Consider the following 16,450-nt stretch of genomic DNA (forward strand, 5'->3'; position numbering starts at 1 on the left):
CAGGGCGCGTCGGCGCAGGTAGCGTCCCACGAAGGCGAACGGCCGATCGGCATAAACGCAGAGGTCTTCCATCGCGGTGACCATCCCGGTTTCGAGCATCCACCCGATGACGGGGGGACGTACCCTTGTTTAAAGCGTCCTCGCGGACCCCGGTTTCCCGCGTGTGTCACACACGGGAACTTGAGCCCCCCTAACGCGCAACGCGAAAAGGAGACAAGCGTTGCAGTGTCGGGTGGAGCCTGCCCGTTCTAGTGCAGGAACCTGAACCCCGCTTGAGCGGCAAGCGAATTCGATGCCGCCCCCATGCTTTTCCCGTTCACGCCTCGGTGTCGGGGCGCGTCTCCGGCATGATCAACGCCACCAGGGCGAAGGCCGCGAATCCCACGATGGCGAGCCCCAGGAAAGCCGTGTGGCTGCCCAGACGGTCGGCCATGACACCGGCCAGCGACGTCGAGAGCGCGGCACCGATGCCCATGGCCGTTCCGACGGCGCCCAGCGCCAGGTTGAAATGGCCCGTCTTGCGGGTGGCATCCGAGACCACGAGGGGCACCATCACGCCGAACACCGCCGCCGAGACTCCGTCGAAGACCTGGACGGCCACGAGAAGCTCGGGGCTGTCCACGTAGGCGAAGAGCAGGCCGCGGATCGGCAGTGCGAGGAAGCCGATGAGGAGGAGCGGGCGCCGGCCCCAGCGCTCGGCGGCGCGTCCGACAGCCGGGGCCGACAGGGCCAGAACCACCTGCGGCACCACGATACAGGCCGCGATCAGCGCCGTGGCGGTCTCGCTCGCCCGCAGGGTGAGCATGCTGCCCACCAGCGGCAGCATCGCCGCGTTGGCGAGGAAGAACAGCGTCATGCAGGCGCCGAAGCAGAGCAGGGCGCGGTTGGTGAGGAGCGCACGCAGGCCGTTGTCGCCGCGCGCGGCCGGCGCGTCGGTGGCGACCTTGGCGCGAGGCGGTCCGTCGATCTCCCCGGGGCGGATCCAGGACAGCGCGATCAGCGTCGGCACCATGAGGGCCGCCGTCAGGTAGAAGACCGCGTCGTTGGAAAGGTAGTAGCCGCAGGCGCCCATGCCGGCGGCTGCGACCGCGTTGCCGAGCGCGGAGAAGCTGGCGTTGCGCCCGAGGCGCTCGCCCGCCCGCGCATGGCCGACGAGGCCGATGCTGATCGCCGCGATGGCCGGCGTGAGGATGCAACTCGCGGCGGAATGCGCTGCCATGGCCAGCAGCACGACGAGAAAGTTCGGCCACATGGCCAGCGCGAAGGCGCTCAGCGCGATGGCGACCACCGAGAAGCCCGCGGCGAAGCGGCGCGAGCGGACGGCGTCCACGAAAGCGCCGCCCGGCACCTGGCCCAACAGGCTGACGAGGCTGCCCACGGTGAGCGCGAAGCCGATATCGGACTGCGTCCACTTGGCCTGGGTGAAGTAGACCGCCAGGAACGGCCCGAAGCCGGTCTGCAGGTTGGCCACGAAGAACGCGAAGCCATCGAGGCCGCGGGTACTCGCCCGAGAAATCACCTTCATGTCGCCCGGAGCCTCCACTGCCGTCGCGGCCGGGGCGTCGTCCGTGAGGGCGTCGCGACGGGGGAGCGGACGCGGCCGGAAATCCGGACGCGGCGTCTCGCGGGGCTTGAGGGCCCGGCGGTTCTTCGGACGCGGAGCCGTCATCGATCCGGCGACTTCTCGGCCGGCTTGTCCGGCGCCTTCTCGGGGGTGGTCGGGGCCGAGGCGGCGCCCGGGGTCGGCATCGTCACGGCGGCGGGCGCGGAAGCCGGGGCAGGCTGCGAAGCGGGTGCAGGCGCGGAAGAGGGTGCAGGCGCGGGCGGCCCCTGGACGGGGGCGGCGGCCTGCTCGCCCTCGGCGGGCGTCGCCGGGCTCGCGGGGCCGAGGACCACGATGGGTTCACCGGGCTTGTACTCGGGGGAGACGCGGACCTGGTTGCGGCTGAGCTGCAGCACCAGCCGGCTCGGCTTGCCGTCCGAGGTGAAGCGCATCGCCCGCCAGTCCACCGCGATCTTGCGCGAGCCCACGCCGAGGAAGCCGCCGAAATCGATGATGGCGGCGCGCGGACGGCCGTCCTTGTCGAGGATGATGTCGATGATCCGGCCCATATCCTCGCCGGTGGAGCTGCGCACGGCCTTGCCGAGCACGCCGTCGTAATCCTGCGTGTCGAGCACGGTGGCGGGCGTGCCCGTGGCGCCCGCCGGGGGCGCGGATGCGGGCGGAGCGGCCGGCTGCGCCGATGCTGGCTGTGCCGGTGCCGGTGCCGGTGCCGCGTGCGCGGGTTGCGGCGGCGCGGCGGGGGGCGGAGGCGTGCCGGGCGAACCCGTCGTGACGTCGCCCCCGGCAGAGACCGGTTCCTTCCCGGGCGTTGCCGGGCTTTGGGCGGCCGCAGCTGCGGCCCACAGGGTGATCGTCGCGGTGGCGATCATCCGGACAGTTCTGAACACGCGCGTTCCCCGAGGTATGCGTCGGCCCGGTCTCGCACAATCGTGGCTTGAGCGTCGGGTTCCACCCGAGGGCGGCGCCGGCCTCATTGCGCGGGGACCAAGGCGAAGTTGTGGATGAGCGGATACGGTGTGGATCGTCGCGGCGCCCGGTTCCCGAAAAATCGGGAATGCCCGCGCGCCGGGCAAGAAACGGACCGCCGCCGGGCCGGCTCCGCTCCACCGGCGCCACTCTGGCACCAGTCGAAGCGGGGCCGCAATGTCCGGTGCGCGGTGGCCCGTCTGGTTTTCGCCCAAACCGCGTCGTAGAGAGGCAGAATGATGCGTAGGGTGCCCCCGGGGGCACTATTGTCTTGCTTGAGGACCAGATCCGATGTCGCTTCCGTCCAAAGTCTGCGCCGCGGCGCTCGTTGCCGCCGCCCTCGGGGGCTGCCAGGCCTTCGGCGGCGGCGGTGGCGTGATGCCCGAGACGGAGGTCGGACCGCCGCCCTCGATGCGCGGCACCGCCCAGGCGCCCCGGCGCGGTGCCCGTGCCGATGCGGATGGCGGCGAGGCCCAGACCACGCCGACCCGCCGCCTGAATCTGCCCAGCAGTGCCGGCGGCCAGACCCGCGCGGCGGCGAACGAGGAGCGGCGCATCCGCCGGGAGGACATCGAGGGCGAGACCACGAGCCGTTCGAGCTCCGGCGGCCTCGGGCCCCAGATGAGCCAGGGCGGCGGCGTCGGCCTCGGCGGCAAGTTCTGATCGGGGGCAAGTCCTGACCGACGGCAAGGTCTGATCCGCTGCTGGGGCTGACGCGCCCCCGGGCGCGGACGGCCGCCGGATGCAGGGCTCCCGTGCCGGTGCGGTGGTTCCGGTGCGCCCGCAACGGTCCTACAGATCGGTCCCGCGGAAGGGGGCCCGCCGCCCGTGCGGACGGGACCTGACGTTCCGTGGAGCCTGCGCGTGCCCGCGACCCCACCCATCTCCGGCAAATCCCACCCCGCGACCGGCCCGCGCCGAAGGGCGCGCGCCGCGGCGTTCCTGCGCGGCCGCGGCACCCTGGCCAATCCGGGGCAGGACCTCACGCGCCTGCCGATCGGCCTCGATCCGCGCGGCCTCAGCCTCGTCGACGGGGTGCGGGCGGCGCTGGCCTTCGGCCTCGTCATCCTGCTGCACGAATGGCTGCCCTGGCCGCCGCTGCTCACCGTGGCGCTCGCCGCGAACCTCGCGTGCTTCGCCGATGCGGGCGGGCCGATGCGCTCGCGCCTCCTCGTGCTCACGGTCTTCTCGCTGCTGGGGGGCGTGATCTGGGGGCTGTTCGGCCTGATGCAGCCCCTCGGGCCGGTCCCCGTGGTGCCGCTCGCCGGGATCGTCATCTTCGGCTGCACCTATGCGCGGGTCTGGGGCGTGCAGGCGCAGGCCGCCGGCAATGTCCTCGTCCTCGTCCTGTGCTTTGCCCTCGACCGGCCGCTCACGCCCGATCAGGCCCTGGTGGCCGGGCTGGTCTTCGCCGCCGGTGGATTGTGGGCGACGCTGCTGGCGCTGCTGCTCTGGCGCCTCCATCCCTATCGCCCGACGCACCGCGCGGTGGCCGAGGTCTGGCGCCGCCTGACCCGCCTCTGCGACGACCTCGAGGACCTCGCCTCCCTGGCCTGGCCGGAGAAGCCCGAGACGCGGAACGCCGGAGGGGGCGCCCGCCAGATCTTCGATCGCCAGACCTTCGAGCGCCAGGCCTTCGACCGGCACGCCCGCGCCCACCGCCGGGGCGTGCGCGAGGCGATCGAGCAGGCGCGGACCGTCATCGTCGACCTCGCCCGCAGCCGCGAGCGCATCTCCGACCGCACCGCCCAGGCCCTGATCCGCCTGGAGGCGGCGGAGCAGATCTTCGCCGCCCTCATCGCCCTGTCGGATCTCGTCGAGGGCGAGCCCGACCCGCGCCGGCGCCGGATGGCGCGCCGCTTCCTGCGCCGGCTCCGGCCGCTGCTGGGCGTCATCGCCCGGGCCATCCGCGACGACAGCGCCATCGACCTCGCTCGCCTGGAGCGGGCGATCGACCGGGGCACCCGCCGCCTCGCCCATGACCGCGGGCTGCACGATCTCGCCACCCGCATCCTCGACCGCGTCCGCATCGGCGCCAAGCTCTCGACACCGGACGGCTACTGGCCCGGCGGCGCCCTGCTCGGCCGGGCAAGCCTGCCCCTCGGGACCCGGCTCCTCGGGCCGCTCGGCACCAATTTCACCTTCGCATCCGCCAACCTGCGCCACGCCGTGCGGGCGACCGTGGTCGCGGCCCCCGCCCTCTGGGCCACCCTGGTCTGGGCGGGCCCCTTCGCCCACTGGCTCACCATGACGGTGGTGCTGACGATGCAGCCCTTCTACGCCGCCACGTGGCAGCGCGCCCTGGAGCGGATCGGCGGCACGGTGCTCGGCGGTCTGATCGGCGCCGTTCTGGCAAGCTTCGCCACTTCGCCCCTGGCCCTGGCGGCCCTGGTTTTTCCGTTAAGCATCATCGGCTTTGCCGCGCGTCAGGTCAGCTACGGCGTCTTCATCGCTTGCCTGACCCCCCTCGTGGTGCTCCTCGTCGAGGTGGTGGAACCCGGCCACGGGTCCTGGGAGGTGGCGGGCATGCGGGCTCTCCTCACCCTCCTCGGTGGCCTCATCGCGGTGGGCAGCGCCCTCGTGCTCTGGCCGATCTGGGAGCCCGACCAGGTCCGACTCGAACTGCGCAAGGCCGTGCGGGCGCATGCCGCCTTCGCCCGTGCGGTGCTCGGCACGGGGGCCGAAGCCGAAGCCTCGGGGGCCCGCGCCCAGGCCGCCCGCGCTGCCGGACTCGCCCTGAACGACCTCGAGGCGGCCCTGGCTCGCGCCCTGCAGCAGCCCCGCGCGGGACGTCACCCTCAGGTGGAGATGGCGATGGTCGCCGACGCCACCCTGCGGCGGATTTCGGCCCGGCTCACGGCCCTGCGCTATTCCGCCGAGACGGCGGAGCCGGAAGCCCTGGCCGCCTGGAGCGACTGGATCGCCGCCACCCTGGCGAGCCTCGGCGGCGAGGGAACGCCGCGGGGGATGCCTGACGCACCCCGCAGCGACGGTCTTCGCCGTCTCGTCGGCCAGGTCGAACTCCTCGCCGAGACTTTGAAGCCCGGCGGATCGCGACCTGCGGGCGCCTGAGACCGCGCCAGGTGCCGGGGTCGATACCGTGACGCGTCTGCCACAGAGCCGTGCCCTCGGGAAGATTCGGCAGTCCGGATGCCCTTCGGGCCGACCTGGGATCACAGGATACCCGATCACTTAATGCAAAATTAACCATTTCGTTAAAGAAAGGTTGTCAACGCAAATCGGCGGACGGCGGTGATCAGACCCCTAAAAGGGGCGGCGCCGCGAAGTCATCATCAAGTAAAAACCTGGATGCCAAGGGCGGACAACGAAGTCGCTCCGCGTTCAAGGTGATGGTCCGACGGGGTTGCGATAACGTTCGTTTTCGGCGGGGCGCTGGAATGTATATCGTTGTCGATGAAAGGCAGTCAGTTGCCGCCGAATACCTGGCGGGTTTCGGAGCGCAGGACGTTCCCGCGCGAAGCCTGAGAGCCGAGGAATTCCTGGCCTGGCTCGCCGGCCACCCGACCGATACGGTCCAGGGCATCGTTCTCGGCGAGTGCGACGACCGTGCCGGCCGCACCGCCGCGATCCGCAGCCTGTCCCAGGCGCCCATCATCGCCCTCAACGAGACCCGCTCCCTGGAGCAGACCCTCGACCTATTCACCGCCGGCATCGACGACGTGGTGCGCCGTCCGGTCCATGTCCGCGAGATCCTGGCCCGGGCCGAGGCGATCCGCCGGCGCGGCATACGCGGCGAGGCCCAGGCCCCGGCCGCCCAGGACCGCAATGGTCGCCTCAAGGTCTTCGCGGACGGACGCGACCCCGAGATCGACGGGGTCAGCCTGAACCTGCCGCGTCGCGAGCGCCACATCCTGGAGTTCTTCGCCAGCCATCGCGGGCGTCCCCTCAGCCGCGCACAGATCTTCAACGCGGTCTATGCGGAGCACGGCAGCGACGTCGAGGAGAGCGTGGTCGAGGGCCACATCAGCAAGCTGCGCAAGAAGCTGCGCCTGCGCCTCGGCTACGATCCGATCGAGGCCAAGCGCCTGGCCGGCTACACCTTCGTCGGCTGATCCGCCCCTTTCCCGTCCGACCCGGAATGCGAAAAAGGCCACGCTCCCTCGCGGGGGCGTGGCCTTTTCCTCGTCGCGCCGCCCCCGGAACCTCCGGGGGCGGCCGTTCGGCTTAACGGAACAGCGAGAGCACGTTCGCGGAGGCGCCGTTGGCGATGCTGAGGGCCTGGACGGCCAGCTGCTGCTGGGTCTGGAGGGCCTTCAGCTTGGTCGACTCCTCCTCCACGTCGGCGTCCACCAGGATGCCGATGGTCCGGTCGTTGGCCTTCATCAGGGTGTCGACGAAGGTCTTCTGGCCGTCGATCTGGGTCTTGTTGGCGCCGAGCTTCGTGCCCGCGTTGGTGACGCTCGAGATGGCCTTGTCCACCTGCGAGATCAGGGTTGCCAGGGTGGCGTCGCCGGTGGTGCCGGAGAGGGCCGAGATGTTGATCGAGTTGATCGACTGGCTGGTGGTGCCGTCCACGGTGTCCAGGATGCCCTTGGCGTTCGACGTGCCCGCATCCGTGCCCTTGCCGGCTACGACGGCGAGGCCGGCGGTGGTGCCGAAGCCGATATCCACCAGCGCATTGCCGCCCGTCGCGGCGACGACGTCGACGTTGATCGTGCTGGCGGCGGCGGCCGTGGTGGTCTTCAGGACGATGCGGCCCTGCGTGTCGAGGCTGGCGGCGACCAGGCCCTTGACGCTGTTGGCGCCGGTGGAGGCCGCGATCTGGTTGTTGATCGCGCTCAGGACCTCGTCGGTGGTGACCTTGGCGAGGTCCTTGACCGCCGCGCCGAGGGTGGTGGCGTCGAGCTTGATGTTCTGCGTCTTGCTGCCGTTCAGGTTGATCGTGAAGTTCACCTGCTTGGCGCTGGCGGCGGAGAAGTCGGCGGTGCCGGCCGTGAAGGCCGAGGTGCCGGTCAGCGAGGTCGAGCCGGCGACCTGGGCCTCCGTGGCGGGCACGCTCGCGCTGGCGGCGTTCACGTCATAGAGCTTGATGTTGGAGACCTCGACGTTGATCCGCGAGTAGGTGATCGCGCCGGCGGTGGAGCGCGAGAAGCCCGCGATCACGCTCTGCGTCGCCTGGTAGGCAGTGTTGGCGGCCGAGGAATCCACCGAGAGCCAGTTCTGGCCGCTCGACACCGACGAATCCGCCGTCGCCTTCATCTTGCTCTGGATGGCGGTGATCTCGGTCTGGACCTTGGCACGGTCCACGCCCGGCTGCAGGGCGGTCTGCAGCTTGGCGCGCATGTTCTGCAGATCGGTGATGATGCTGTTCAGGCCGTTATAGGTCGTGTCGACGGCCGAGGAGCCGAGGCCCAGCGAATCCTTGACGGCGGAGAGCGAGGCGTTGTCGGTCCGCACCGTGGTGGCGATCGACCAATAGGCGGCGTTGTCGGCGGCGCTGGAGACCCGCTGGCCGGTCGAGACCCGGTTGCTCGTCATGTCGAGCTGGGTGTTGATGCTCTTGAGGGTCGTCAGCGCCGTCATTGCGGCGTTGTTGGTCAGCAGGCTGGTCATTGCGAGGATGTCCGGTTGACAGGAATTACAAGGAATTCGTGTGTATGACCGCGCAGCAGAGCGCTCAAATCCGATCTGAGGATCGGATTTATTTTGCGTAATGCTGTCTACATCCCGGGTTTTCACCGGAGCAGTGGGACGACATCATGTCTATAGGTCCACGAAACCTATCCACTGCGGTGGCTTCGAAGGCGTTCAACCCTTTCGGGTCGCCGTCTCACCGATGGACCGACTATGCACGGCCCGACTTAGCAGGAACTTAAGGGCGGCCTGCGGCCGCCTGTATCCGGATGCGACCGGATCAGTCCCGGGCCAGGAACGTCACGCCCGCGAAGTCGGCGCGCTGCCAGCGCAGGCGCACGGACAGGGTGCGAATCTCGTGGCCGGCGATGATGAGATCGAATTCCGGTGGCAGCGGCCTCGGGCGCGGCAGGCGAAGGCTCGCGCCCACGGGTGACAGGTCGCGCACGATGCAGGCGAGCAGGCTCTCGGGTCCGAGGACGATGCGCCCCTGCTGCATCACGCGGTGACGCTTCGGCGTCGGGCTGCGCAGGGGCCGATCCCCGCGGGACACCGCCTCCTGCCAATCCGCCATCGTCGATCCGTCCGGTGCCACACGCCGAAACGGACTTAACAGCGCGGCTCCGGACTGTCGATCGAACGGACCTTAACCATTCGCTAACCATATTGCCGGAGTGTTGCGCGGAACGCCGTCGACCCTCCAGCGACCCTCATGAACCGATCCCTCCCCTCGCGAACGACGGCGCCCGCCCTGCGGCCCGGCCATGTCCGTCCTTCGACGGGGGCCGAGCTGCTGCGGCGCGCCCGGGCCGCCACTCTCGAGCGGGCGGCCGTCGGCGTTTGCGTCGGGCTGGCGCTGGTCTCGGGGAGCTTCGCCGCCTACTCCATCACGGGCGCCACGAACACCTACTCGGTCCAGCCCTTCCTGCCGGCTCTCGGGGGCGGTTTCGCCTGGAGGCGGAACGCCGCTCCCGTGCGCGAAGCGGCCCTCGACCTCGACCCGACCACCACCGGTTCGCTTCCCGATGGCGCGCGCGCGGCCCCGGAGCGCCCGGAGCCGGCGCCGGGCGCGCGCGGCTATGTCCTGCGCCGCGTCAGCGGCGGGACCGCCTTCGTGGACGGACCCGAGGGCCTGCGCCAGGTGGTGCCCGGCGCCGTCCTGCCGGGGGCCGGGCGCATCCTGTCCATCCGCGCCACGGGGGCGGGCTGGGTGGTGATCACCTCCGAGACCATCATCGGGCCGACCCCGCTTTGACTCGGATGGAACGCCTCGCCCGGGCGCCTTCGCAGTGCAAGCCCAGCGCCGCGCTGGTGGCGCCGAGACCTGCGCGCGCGCGCCAGCCATCGTTACCGAGGGCGCGGCCGATGCTCCGAGATTTTCCGCGCACCCGTGCCCGGCCAGGACGCTCCCGCCCATGACGAGCACCTTCACGAGCTACCGGCTGATCGCCCGGGACATGACGGCCTCCCTGGCCCGGAAGGCGGCCCAGCCCGACGTCGCGCGCGAGACCGCCTACTACAAGGCCAAGATCGGCGACGTGAAATCCATCGACGACTTCCTCGGCGACCGGCGCCTCTACGCCTACGCGATGAAGGCCTACGGCCTGGAGGACATGACCTACGCCAAGGCCTTCATGCGCAAGGTCCTCACCGAGGGCGTGAGCGATCGGGCCGCTTTCGCCAACCGCCTGGCCGACGATCGTTACGTCGCCTTCGCCAAGGCCTTCGATTTCAAGACCTACGGCGCCGGCACCACCACCCTGGCCGCCGCCACCACAGACACCACGAGCGCCTACCTGCGCCAGAGCCTCGAGACCGACGCGGGCAGCGACGATACCGGCGTGCGCCTCGCCCTCTACTTCGCGCGGCAGGCGCCCACCGTGTCCTCGGGCTACGGGGTGCTGGCCGACCAGGCCCTGTCACAGGTGGTCAAGACCGTGCTGGGCCTGCCCGACGTCGCCTCCTCGGACGGGATCGCGCGGCAGGCGGCGATCATCGAGAGCCGCGTGGACTTCGCGAGCTTCAAGGATCCGGACAAGCTGGAGCGCTTCGTGCAGCGCTTCACCGCCATCTGGGACGCGCAGAACAACGCCACCTCGGCGCCGGTCCTCAACCTGTTCGCGGATTCCTCCTCACAGGGCCTCGACGCGAGCCTGCTGCTGAGCCTGCAGCGCATCCGGTCGGGGACCTGACGCGATGCAGAACGCACTCTACGTGGCGCTCTCGGCGCAGGTCGCCATGGAAAAGCGCCTGAACGCCGTCGCCAACAACGTCGCCAACCTCTCCACCAGCGGATACCGGGCGGAGGACACGAAGTTCACCGCGCTCCTGGCCCAGGCCAGCAAGGGCGCCGTCGCCTTCACCTCGTCCGGCGACACCTACATCTCGCAGCGGGCGGGGCCGACGATCAAGACCGACGCCCCCCTCGACGTCGCCGTGCAGGGCGATGCTTGGTTCGCCGTGCGCGGGGCCAACGGCCCCGTCTACACCCGCGACGGCCGAATGAAGATGGATGCGCTGGGTCAGCTGCGCAGCATCACCGGGCAAGCCATGCTCGATCCGGGCGGTGCGCCGATCCTTCTCGACCCCCAGGCCGGCCCTCCGACGATCGGGCGCGACGGCAGCGTGGCGCAAGGCGTCAACCAGGTCGGCTCCATCGGGCTCTTCGCCCTCGATCCCAAGAGCACGCTCACCCGCGCCGAGCCGAACGGCGTCACCAGCAGTCTGGCCGCCGTCCCGGTGCAGGACTTCACCCGCGTCGGCATGGTGCAGGGCTACATCGAGGGCGCCAACGTCAATCCCGTCATGGAGATGACGAAGCTCATCAACATCCAGCGCGCTTTCGAGAGCGCGGCGTCGCTGGTCTCCGAGACCGAGACCTCGTTTACCGGGGCGGTCCGCTCCCTCAGTCCGCAGGGTTGAGGCGATGACGGACGCCCTCCACCGCCTCGGCGCCGCCCTGGCGGCGGCCCGCGAGGCGCTGCCCCTGGTGCGCATCGGCGGCCCGATCCAGGAAGTCACCGCCAGCGCGGCCCGCGTCGCGGGCGTCGCGCCCTTCATGACCCTGGGCGACCGCATGGGCTTCGTGGGCGGTGGCCGCGAGCAGATCGGCGAGGTCGTGCGCGTGGATGCGGCCGGCGTCACCGTGAAGCCGTTCGACAGCCGGATCGAGGCCGGGATCGGCACCCGCGCCTATCGCCTCGGCGATCCGACCCTGCGCCCGGACCCGAGCTGGAAGGGCCGGGTCATCGATGCCCTCGGGCGTCCCATCGACGGGCTGGGCGCCCTCGTGCCGGGCCAGCGCGCCGTGCCCCTCGATGCGGCGCCGCCCGCCGCCATGGAGCGCGCGCGGGTGACGAAGCCCCTGCGCACCGGCGTGCGCGCCCTCGACCTGTTCACCCCGCTCTGTCTCGGCCAACGCATCGGCATCTTCGCGGGCTCCGGCGTCGGCAAGTCGACCCTGCTGGCGATGCTGGCGGCCGCCACCGGCTTCGACAGCGTCGTGGTGGCCCTGGTGGGCGAGCGCGGGCGCGAGGTCCGCGAGTTTCTTGAGGGCGCGATGGCGCCCAACCTGGCGCGCGCCGTCGTCGTCGTCTCCACCGGCGACGAGAGCCCGATGATGCGGCGCCAGGCACCGAAGATGGCGATGGCGATCGCCGAATCCTTCCGGGATGCCGGGGAATCCGTCCTCCTCATCGTCGATTCCGTGACCCGCTACGCCCATGCCGCCCGCGACGTGGCGCTGGCGGCCGGCGAGCCGGCGGTGGCCCGGGGATACCCCCCGAGCGTGTTCTCGGACCTGCCGCGCCTGCTGGAGCGGGCCGGGCCGGGGCTCGACGGCACGGGTACCGGCCCCCACGGGGGCGGCACTATCACGGGGGTGTTCTCGGTGCTCGTCGACGGCGACGATCACAACGATCCGGTGGCCGATTCCATCCGCGGCACCCTCGACGGGCACGTGGTCCTCGACCGCGCCATCGCCGAGCAGGGCCGCTACCCGGCGGTGCACCTCCTCGGCTCGATCTCGCGCCTCGCCACCGAGGTCTGGACGCCCGAGCAGCGCGAACTCGTGCGCCGCCTCAAGGCCATGATGGCCCGCTTCGAGGAGACCCGGGACCTGCGCCTGATGGGCGGCTACCGGGCCGGCGAGGATGCCGAGCTCGACCAAGCCATCCTCCTGGTGCCGCGCATCTACGAGGCCCTGCGCCAGGAACCCGGCATGGCGGCGAGCCGGGACGCGTTCCTGGAACTCGCCCAATCCCTTCGGACCTGAGGCGCACCCATGCGAACGCCTCCCGAATCCGGGTTCCGACCCCTCCGGTGCGCCGGGCCAAGCCCCGCGCAAGCCTATCTTTCTTTAGTGCTCGTCAAGATCCCGCGCCGCGCCGCGCGCCATTCCTCGAAGGTGACGTCATGAGTCTCATCAGTGTCCTGCGCACCGGCGTCTCCGGCATGAACGCGCAGTCCAACCGCATCTCCACCGTGGCGGAGAACGTGCAGAATTCGAGCACCACCGGCTACAAGCGCACCTCGGCCGAGTTCTCCTCGCTGCTCATCGAGAACAACACCGGCACGAGCTACAATTCCGGTGCCGTGGAGACCACGATCCGGCGCGCCATCAACGAGGGCGGCTCGATCAGCTCGACGACCTCGAAGACCGACCTCGCCATCCAGGGCAAGGGCTTCTTCGTCGTGCAGGACGAGAACAAGGCGCCGCTCCTGACCCGCGCCGGCAACTTCGTGGTGGATGGCCCCACGGGCAACCTCGTTAATTCGGGCGGCTTCACCCTGATGGGCTTCAACATCCTCGACGGCGAGGCGAATCCGACGCTCAACGGCATCCAGGGCATGGTGCCGGTGAACACCTCCGGCCTCAGCATGCGCGCCACGCCCTCCACCGCCGGGTCGATCTCGGGCAACCTGTCGGCGGATACGGCGGACCTCGCCGGCGCGCTCTCGCCGACGAACTACTCGAAGAAGTCCTCCATCGTCACCTTCGACAAGCTCGGCAAGAGCGTCACCCTCGACGTCTATCTCGCCAAGGTGCCGGCTTCCGCCACCGCGCCGGTGGTGGCCGCGAACACCTGGAGCGCCAGCATCTTCGCGCCCGACGGCACCCAGCTCACCAGCCCGGCCGTGACGCTCGCGTTCGGCGCCGACGGCAAGCTCAGCGGAGCCGCCGCCACCGCGGCCAAGACGAGCTTCACCATTCCGGGTGGCGAGACCTTCGCCCTCGATCTCAGCGGCGCGACGCAGTTCGCCGGTAGCTACGACCTGAAGGGAACCGCCAACGGCAAGGCCCCCTCGGCCGTGACCGGGACCGAGTTCAGCGGGGATGGGACCGTCTACGCCACCTACGCGGACGGGACGCGCCTGGCCGCCTTCAAGGTGCCGCTCGCCGACGTGAAGAGCCCCGACAACCTGGAGCCGCGGGCCGGTAACGTCTTCCGCACCAACAACGAGTCCGGCGATATCCAGATCGGGTTCGCCAGCACCGGCAGCCTGGGCTCGCTGAAGGCCGGCGCCCTGGAAGCCTCCAACGTGGATGTCAGCTCCGAGCTGACCACGATGATCGAGGCGCAGACCGTCTACACCGCGAACTCGAAGGTCTTCATGACCGGCAACGAGCTCCTCGATACCCTGATGAACCTCAAGCGCTGACCGGGCGGCCGCGCGCAGGCGCGGTGCCCGCACCTTTGCCCGTCGCCCCAAGGGGCGGTGGGCCGCGCCGCTCGCACGCTCGCTCCCCAGGACACACCCGATGGGCCTCTCCCTCGCCCTCAACTCCGCCCGATCGTCCCTCATCGCGACCTCCGCGCAGGTCGCGCTCGCGGCCCGCAACACCGCCGGGGCCAGCGACCCGTTCTATACCCGCAAGATCGCCAACCTCGTGGCGACCAGCGGCGGCAGCGCCGTCTCGATCCAGCGCGCCACCGACAGCGCGCTGTTCGACCGCAAGCTGTCCGCGACCTCCTCGGTGGCGGCCAGCGAGGCGGTGCTCGACGGCCTCACCACCCTGAAGGGGACCATCGGCGACACCGATGACGGGACCTCGCCGGCTGCCCGCCTCGGGGCCCTCAACGCCGCCCTGCTGATGGCGGCCAACAAGCCCGACGACGCGGCGCTCGCCCGCACCGCCGTGGACCGGGCCCGCGATCTGGCCTCCAGCCTCGCCGCCGGCGCCACGGCGGTCCAGTCCGTCCGGGCCCAGGCCGATGCGGGCCTCGCCGACTCGGTGGCGCGGATCAACGACCTCCTGACTCAGTTCGACGCCGCCAACCGCCTCGTCACCAATGGCACGGGCTCCGGCGCCGACGTCACCGATGCCTTGGACGACCGCGACCGCATCCTCGCGGGCCTGTCGCAGGAGATCGGGATCACCACGGTGACCCGCGCGGGCAACGACGTCGCCATCTACACCGACAGCGGCGTGCCGCTGTTCGAACGCAGCCCGCGCCGCGTGTCCTTCACGCCCACCACCACCTTCTCGGCCGGCACCATCGGCGCGGCCGTCACCGTGGACGGGGTGCCGGTGACCGGCGCGACCTCGCCGATGCCGGTGCATTCGGGGCGTATCGCCGGCCTCGCCGAACTGCGTGACGGCGTCGCGACCCGCTACGAGGCTCAGCTCGACGGCATCGCCAACGGCCTGATCGACGCCTTCGCGGAGACCGGGACCGATGCCCTCGGGAACCCGGTGCGGGCGGCGGGCCTGTTCACGGCCGGTCCGGGCGGCCCCGTCCCCAACGGCACCACGGCCAACCAGCTCGGGCTCGCCGCCCGGATCCGGGTGAACGCGGCCGTCGATCCGCAGCAGGGCGGGAACGTCAGCCTCCTGCGCGACGGCGGCATCGCCGGGACCGCCTACCGGTCAAACCCCAACCCCGCGACGAATGCGGCCTACCCCGACCGCCTGCGCGCCCTGGCCGCCGCCCTGGGGGCGGACCGCCCCTTCGACGCATCGTCGGACCTCGGCACCCGCAGCTCCCTGCAGGACTTCGCGACCGCCTCGACCGGATGGCTCTCGGCCAAGCGTCAGGCCGCGACTACGAACTCCGACTACCAGTCGACCCTCCTCGCGCGGGCCTCGGACGCCTACTCGAACGCGACGGGCGTCAACACCGACGACGAGACGGCCATGACCCTCCAGCTCGAACGGTCCTACACCGCCTCGGCCAAGCTGCTGACGGTGATCAACGACCTCCTCAAAACCCTGATGGATGCGGTGCGATAGACGCCATGCGGACCAACGCCCTCTCCACCCTAAGCTTCTGGAGCGCGCCCCGCACCGGGGTCGCCCGCATGCAGGCTGACATCGCGCGCGGCAACGAGGAACTCGTGACCGGGCGCTTCGCGGATGTGGGGCTGGCGCTCGGCAGCCGCGCCGGGTTCACCGTGGGCCTGCGCCAGAAATCGGCCGAGCTCTCGGCCCTGCGCGACGGCAATGCCGGCACCGCCCTTCGCCTGAGCACCAGCCAGGCCGCCTTGAAACAGATGCAGGAGACCGCCGACACCGCGCTCAAGACCTTCACGGGCTTGCCGGAGGACAAGCGGGCCGGCGCTCTGAAGGCGATGGCCGCGAACCAGCTCGCCGGGCTCACCAGCCTCCTCAACACCTCGGTCGACGGCCAGTTCGTGTTCGGCGGCACCAACACGGGGAGCGCGCCGATGACGGCCTACACGGCAAGCCCGGCTTCACCCGCCAAGGCGGCCGTCGACGCCGCCTTCCTGGCCGCCTTCGGGGTGACGCAGGAGAGCGCCGGCGCCGGCGCGATCACGGCGGATGCCCTCTCGGCCTTCCTCGATGGACCGTTCCAGAACCTGTTCGACGATGCCTCCTGGGCCGCCGACTGGTCCGGTGCGGGCGCCGCTCCGCTCACCAGCCAGATCTCCCTGACCGAGACGGTGCAGAGTTCGGCCAGCGCGAACGCGCCGGCCTTCCGCAAGCTCGCCATGGCCTACGTGATGGCCTCGGATCTCGGGGCGACGAACCTCTCGGCGGCGGCCCAGGCCGTCCTCGGCGACAGGGTCGCCAAGGGTTTGAGCGAGGCGAGCGGGGGACTGGTCACGCTGCAGGCGGATCTCGGCCGCTCGCAGGCGGCGATCACCGCCGCCAATACCCGGTTGGACGCGCAGAAGAGCCTGTTCGCGAACCAGATCGGGCAGATGGAGGGGGTGGACACGGCCGAGGCCAAGACCCGCGTCGACCGCCTCTCGACCCAGGTCCAGATCTCCTACGCCCTCACCGCGCAGCTGCGCCAGCTCAGCCTCGTGGCCTACATCTGACGCGGCTCGGCCGCACGCATCATCCGGCGGACGCCTCCG

The 16,450-nt window shown here is 70.8% G+C and carries 14 protein-coding genes; 10 read left to right on the plus strand and 4 right to left on the minus strand.

Translation table 11 applies throughout. The features are described 5' to 3' along the window. Nucleotides 1-316 precede the first annotated feature (316 nt). Together MFF30_RS13300 and MFF30_RS13305 are read right to left on the minus strand one after the other, a co-directional pair. Nucleotides 317-1,669: an MFS transporter gene (locus MFF30_RS13300; protein WP_238279902.1), complete on the minus strand. Its 1,353-nt coding sequence runs from the start codon at nt 1,667-1,669 to the stop codon at nt 317-319. Continuing rightward, on the minus strand, nt 1,666-2,451 hold the full coding sequence (locus MFF30_RS13305; RefSeq protein ID WP_306424577.1) for a PRC-barrel domain-containing protein: 786 nt from the start codon (nt 2,449-2,451) through the stop codon (nt 1,666-1,668). Before MFF30_RS13305 ends, MFF30_RS13300 begins: the two co-directional genes overlap by 4 nt. Nucleotides 2,452-2,821: 370 nt before the next feature. Here MFF30_RS13305 and MFF30_RS13310 point away from each other — a divergent pair, with 370 nt between their 5' ends. The 3 genes from MFF30_RS13310 to MFF30_RS13320 all read left to right on the plus strand — a co-directional run bounded on the left by MFF30_RS13310 (nt 2,822) and on the right by MFF30_RS13320 (nt 6,603). After that, complete coding sequence (locus MFF30_RS13310; RefSeq protein ID WP_238279903.1) at nt 2,822-3,193, plus strand: hypothetical protein; 372 nt, start codon at nt 2,822-2,824, stop codon at nt 3,191-3,193. Between the two features lie 201 nt (nt 3,194-3,394). Next, the gene (locus MFF30_RS13315) at nt 3,395-5,602 is read left to right on the plus strand and encodes an FUSC family protein (protein ID WP_238279904.1); all 2,208 of its coding nucleotides are present in this window, start codon (nt 3,395-3,397) and stop codon (nt 5,600-5,602) included. 326 nt (nt 5,603-5,928) lie between these two features. After that, nucleotides 5,929-6,603 carry a response regulator transcription factor gene (locus tag MFF30_RS13320; RefSeq protein ID WP_238279905.1) on the plus strand — a complete coding sequence of 225 codons (675 nt, stop codon included), beginning with the start codon at nt 5,929-5,931 and terminating at the stop codon, nt 6,601-6,603. A 112-nt stretch (nt 6,604-6,715) separates the two neighbouring features. On the opposite strand, the gene MFF30_RS13325 is transcribed toward MFF30_RS13320, so the two are convergent. Together MFF30_RS13325 and MFF30_RS13330 are read right to left on the minus strand one after the other, a co-directional pair. After that, nucleotides 6,716-8,104 carry a flagellin N-terminal helical domain-containing protein gene (locus MFF30_RS13325; protein WP_238279906.1) on the minus strand — a complete coding sequence of 463 codons (1,389 nt, stop codon included), beginning with the start codon at nt 8,102-8,104 and terminating at the stop codon, nt 6,716-6,718. 301 nt (nt 8,105-8,405) lie between these two features. Next, nucleotides 8,406-8,699, minus strand: a complete 294-nt coding sequence (locus MFF30_RS13330; protein ID WP_238279907.1) for a PilZ domain-containing protein — start codon at nt 8,697-8,699, stop codon at nt 8,406-8,408. Nucleotides 8,700-8,837: 138 nt separating this feature from the next. Here MFF30_RS13330 and MFF30_RS13335 point away from each other — a divergent pair, with 138 nt between their 5' ends. From MFF30_RS13335 to MFF30_RS13365, 7 genes are all read left to right on the plus strand, one after another. Beyond that, nucleotides 8,838-9,380 carry a hypothetical protein gene (locus MFF30_RS13335; RefSeq protein WP_238279908.1) on the plus strand — a complete coding sequence of 181 codons (543 nt, stop codon included), beginning with the start codon at nt 8,838-8,840 and terminating at the stop codon, nt 9,378-9,380. Between the two features lie 160 nt (nt 9,381-9,540). Beyond that, on the plus strand, nt 9,541-10,317 hold the full coding sequence (locus tag MFF30_RS13340) for a DUF1217 domain-containing protein (RefSeq protein ID WP_238279909.1): 777 nt from the start codon (nt 9,541-9,543) through the stop codon (nt 10,315-10,317). A gap of 4 nt (nt 10,318-10,321) precedes the next feature. Then, complete coding sequence (gene flgF / locus MFF30_RS13345) at nt 10,322-11,047, plus strand: flagellar basal-body rod protein FlgF (RefSeq protein ID WP_238279910.1); 726 nt, start codon at nt 10,322-10,324, stop codon at nt 11,045-11,047. A gap of 4 nt (nt 11,048-11,051) precedes the next feature. Beyond that, nucleotides 11,052-12,398 carry a flagellar protein export ATPase FliI gene (fliI, locus tag MFF30_RS13350; RefSeq protein ID WP_238279911.1) on the plus strand — a complete coding sequence of 449 codons (1,347 nt, stop codon included), beginning with the start codon at nt 11,052-11,054 and terminating at the stop codon, nt 12,396-12,398. Between the two features lie 140 nt (nt 12,399-12,538). Continuing rightward, nucleotides 12,539-13,786, plus strand: a complete 1,248-nt coding sequence (locus MFF30_RS13355; protein WP_238279912.1) for a flagellar hook protein FlgE — start codon at nt 12,539-12,541, stop codon at nt 13,784-13,786. Nucleotides 13,787-13,886: 100 nt separating this feature from the next. Further along, a complete protein-coding gene (gene flgK, locus MFF30_RS13360; protein ID WP_238279913.1) occupies nt 13,887-15,359 on the plus strand; it encodes a flagellar hook-associated protein FlgK in 1,473 nt (490 codons plus the stop codon). 5 nt (nt 15,360-15,364) lie between these two features. Beyond that, nucleotides 15,365-16,411, plus strand: coding sequence for a flagellar hook-associated family protein (locus MFF30_RS13365; RefSeq protein WP_238279914.1), 1,047 nt, complete (start codon nt 15,365-15,367; stop codon nt 16,409-16,411). Nucleotides 16,412-16,450: the final 39 nt, after the last annotated feature.

The sequence above is a fragment of the Methylobacterium goesingense genome, assembly GCF_022179225.1.
GTDB lineage: Bacteria > Pseudomonadota > Alphaproteobacteria > Rhizobiales > Beijerinckiaceae > Methylobacterium > Methylobacterium goesingense.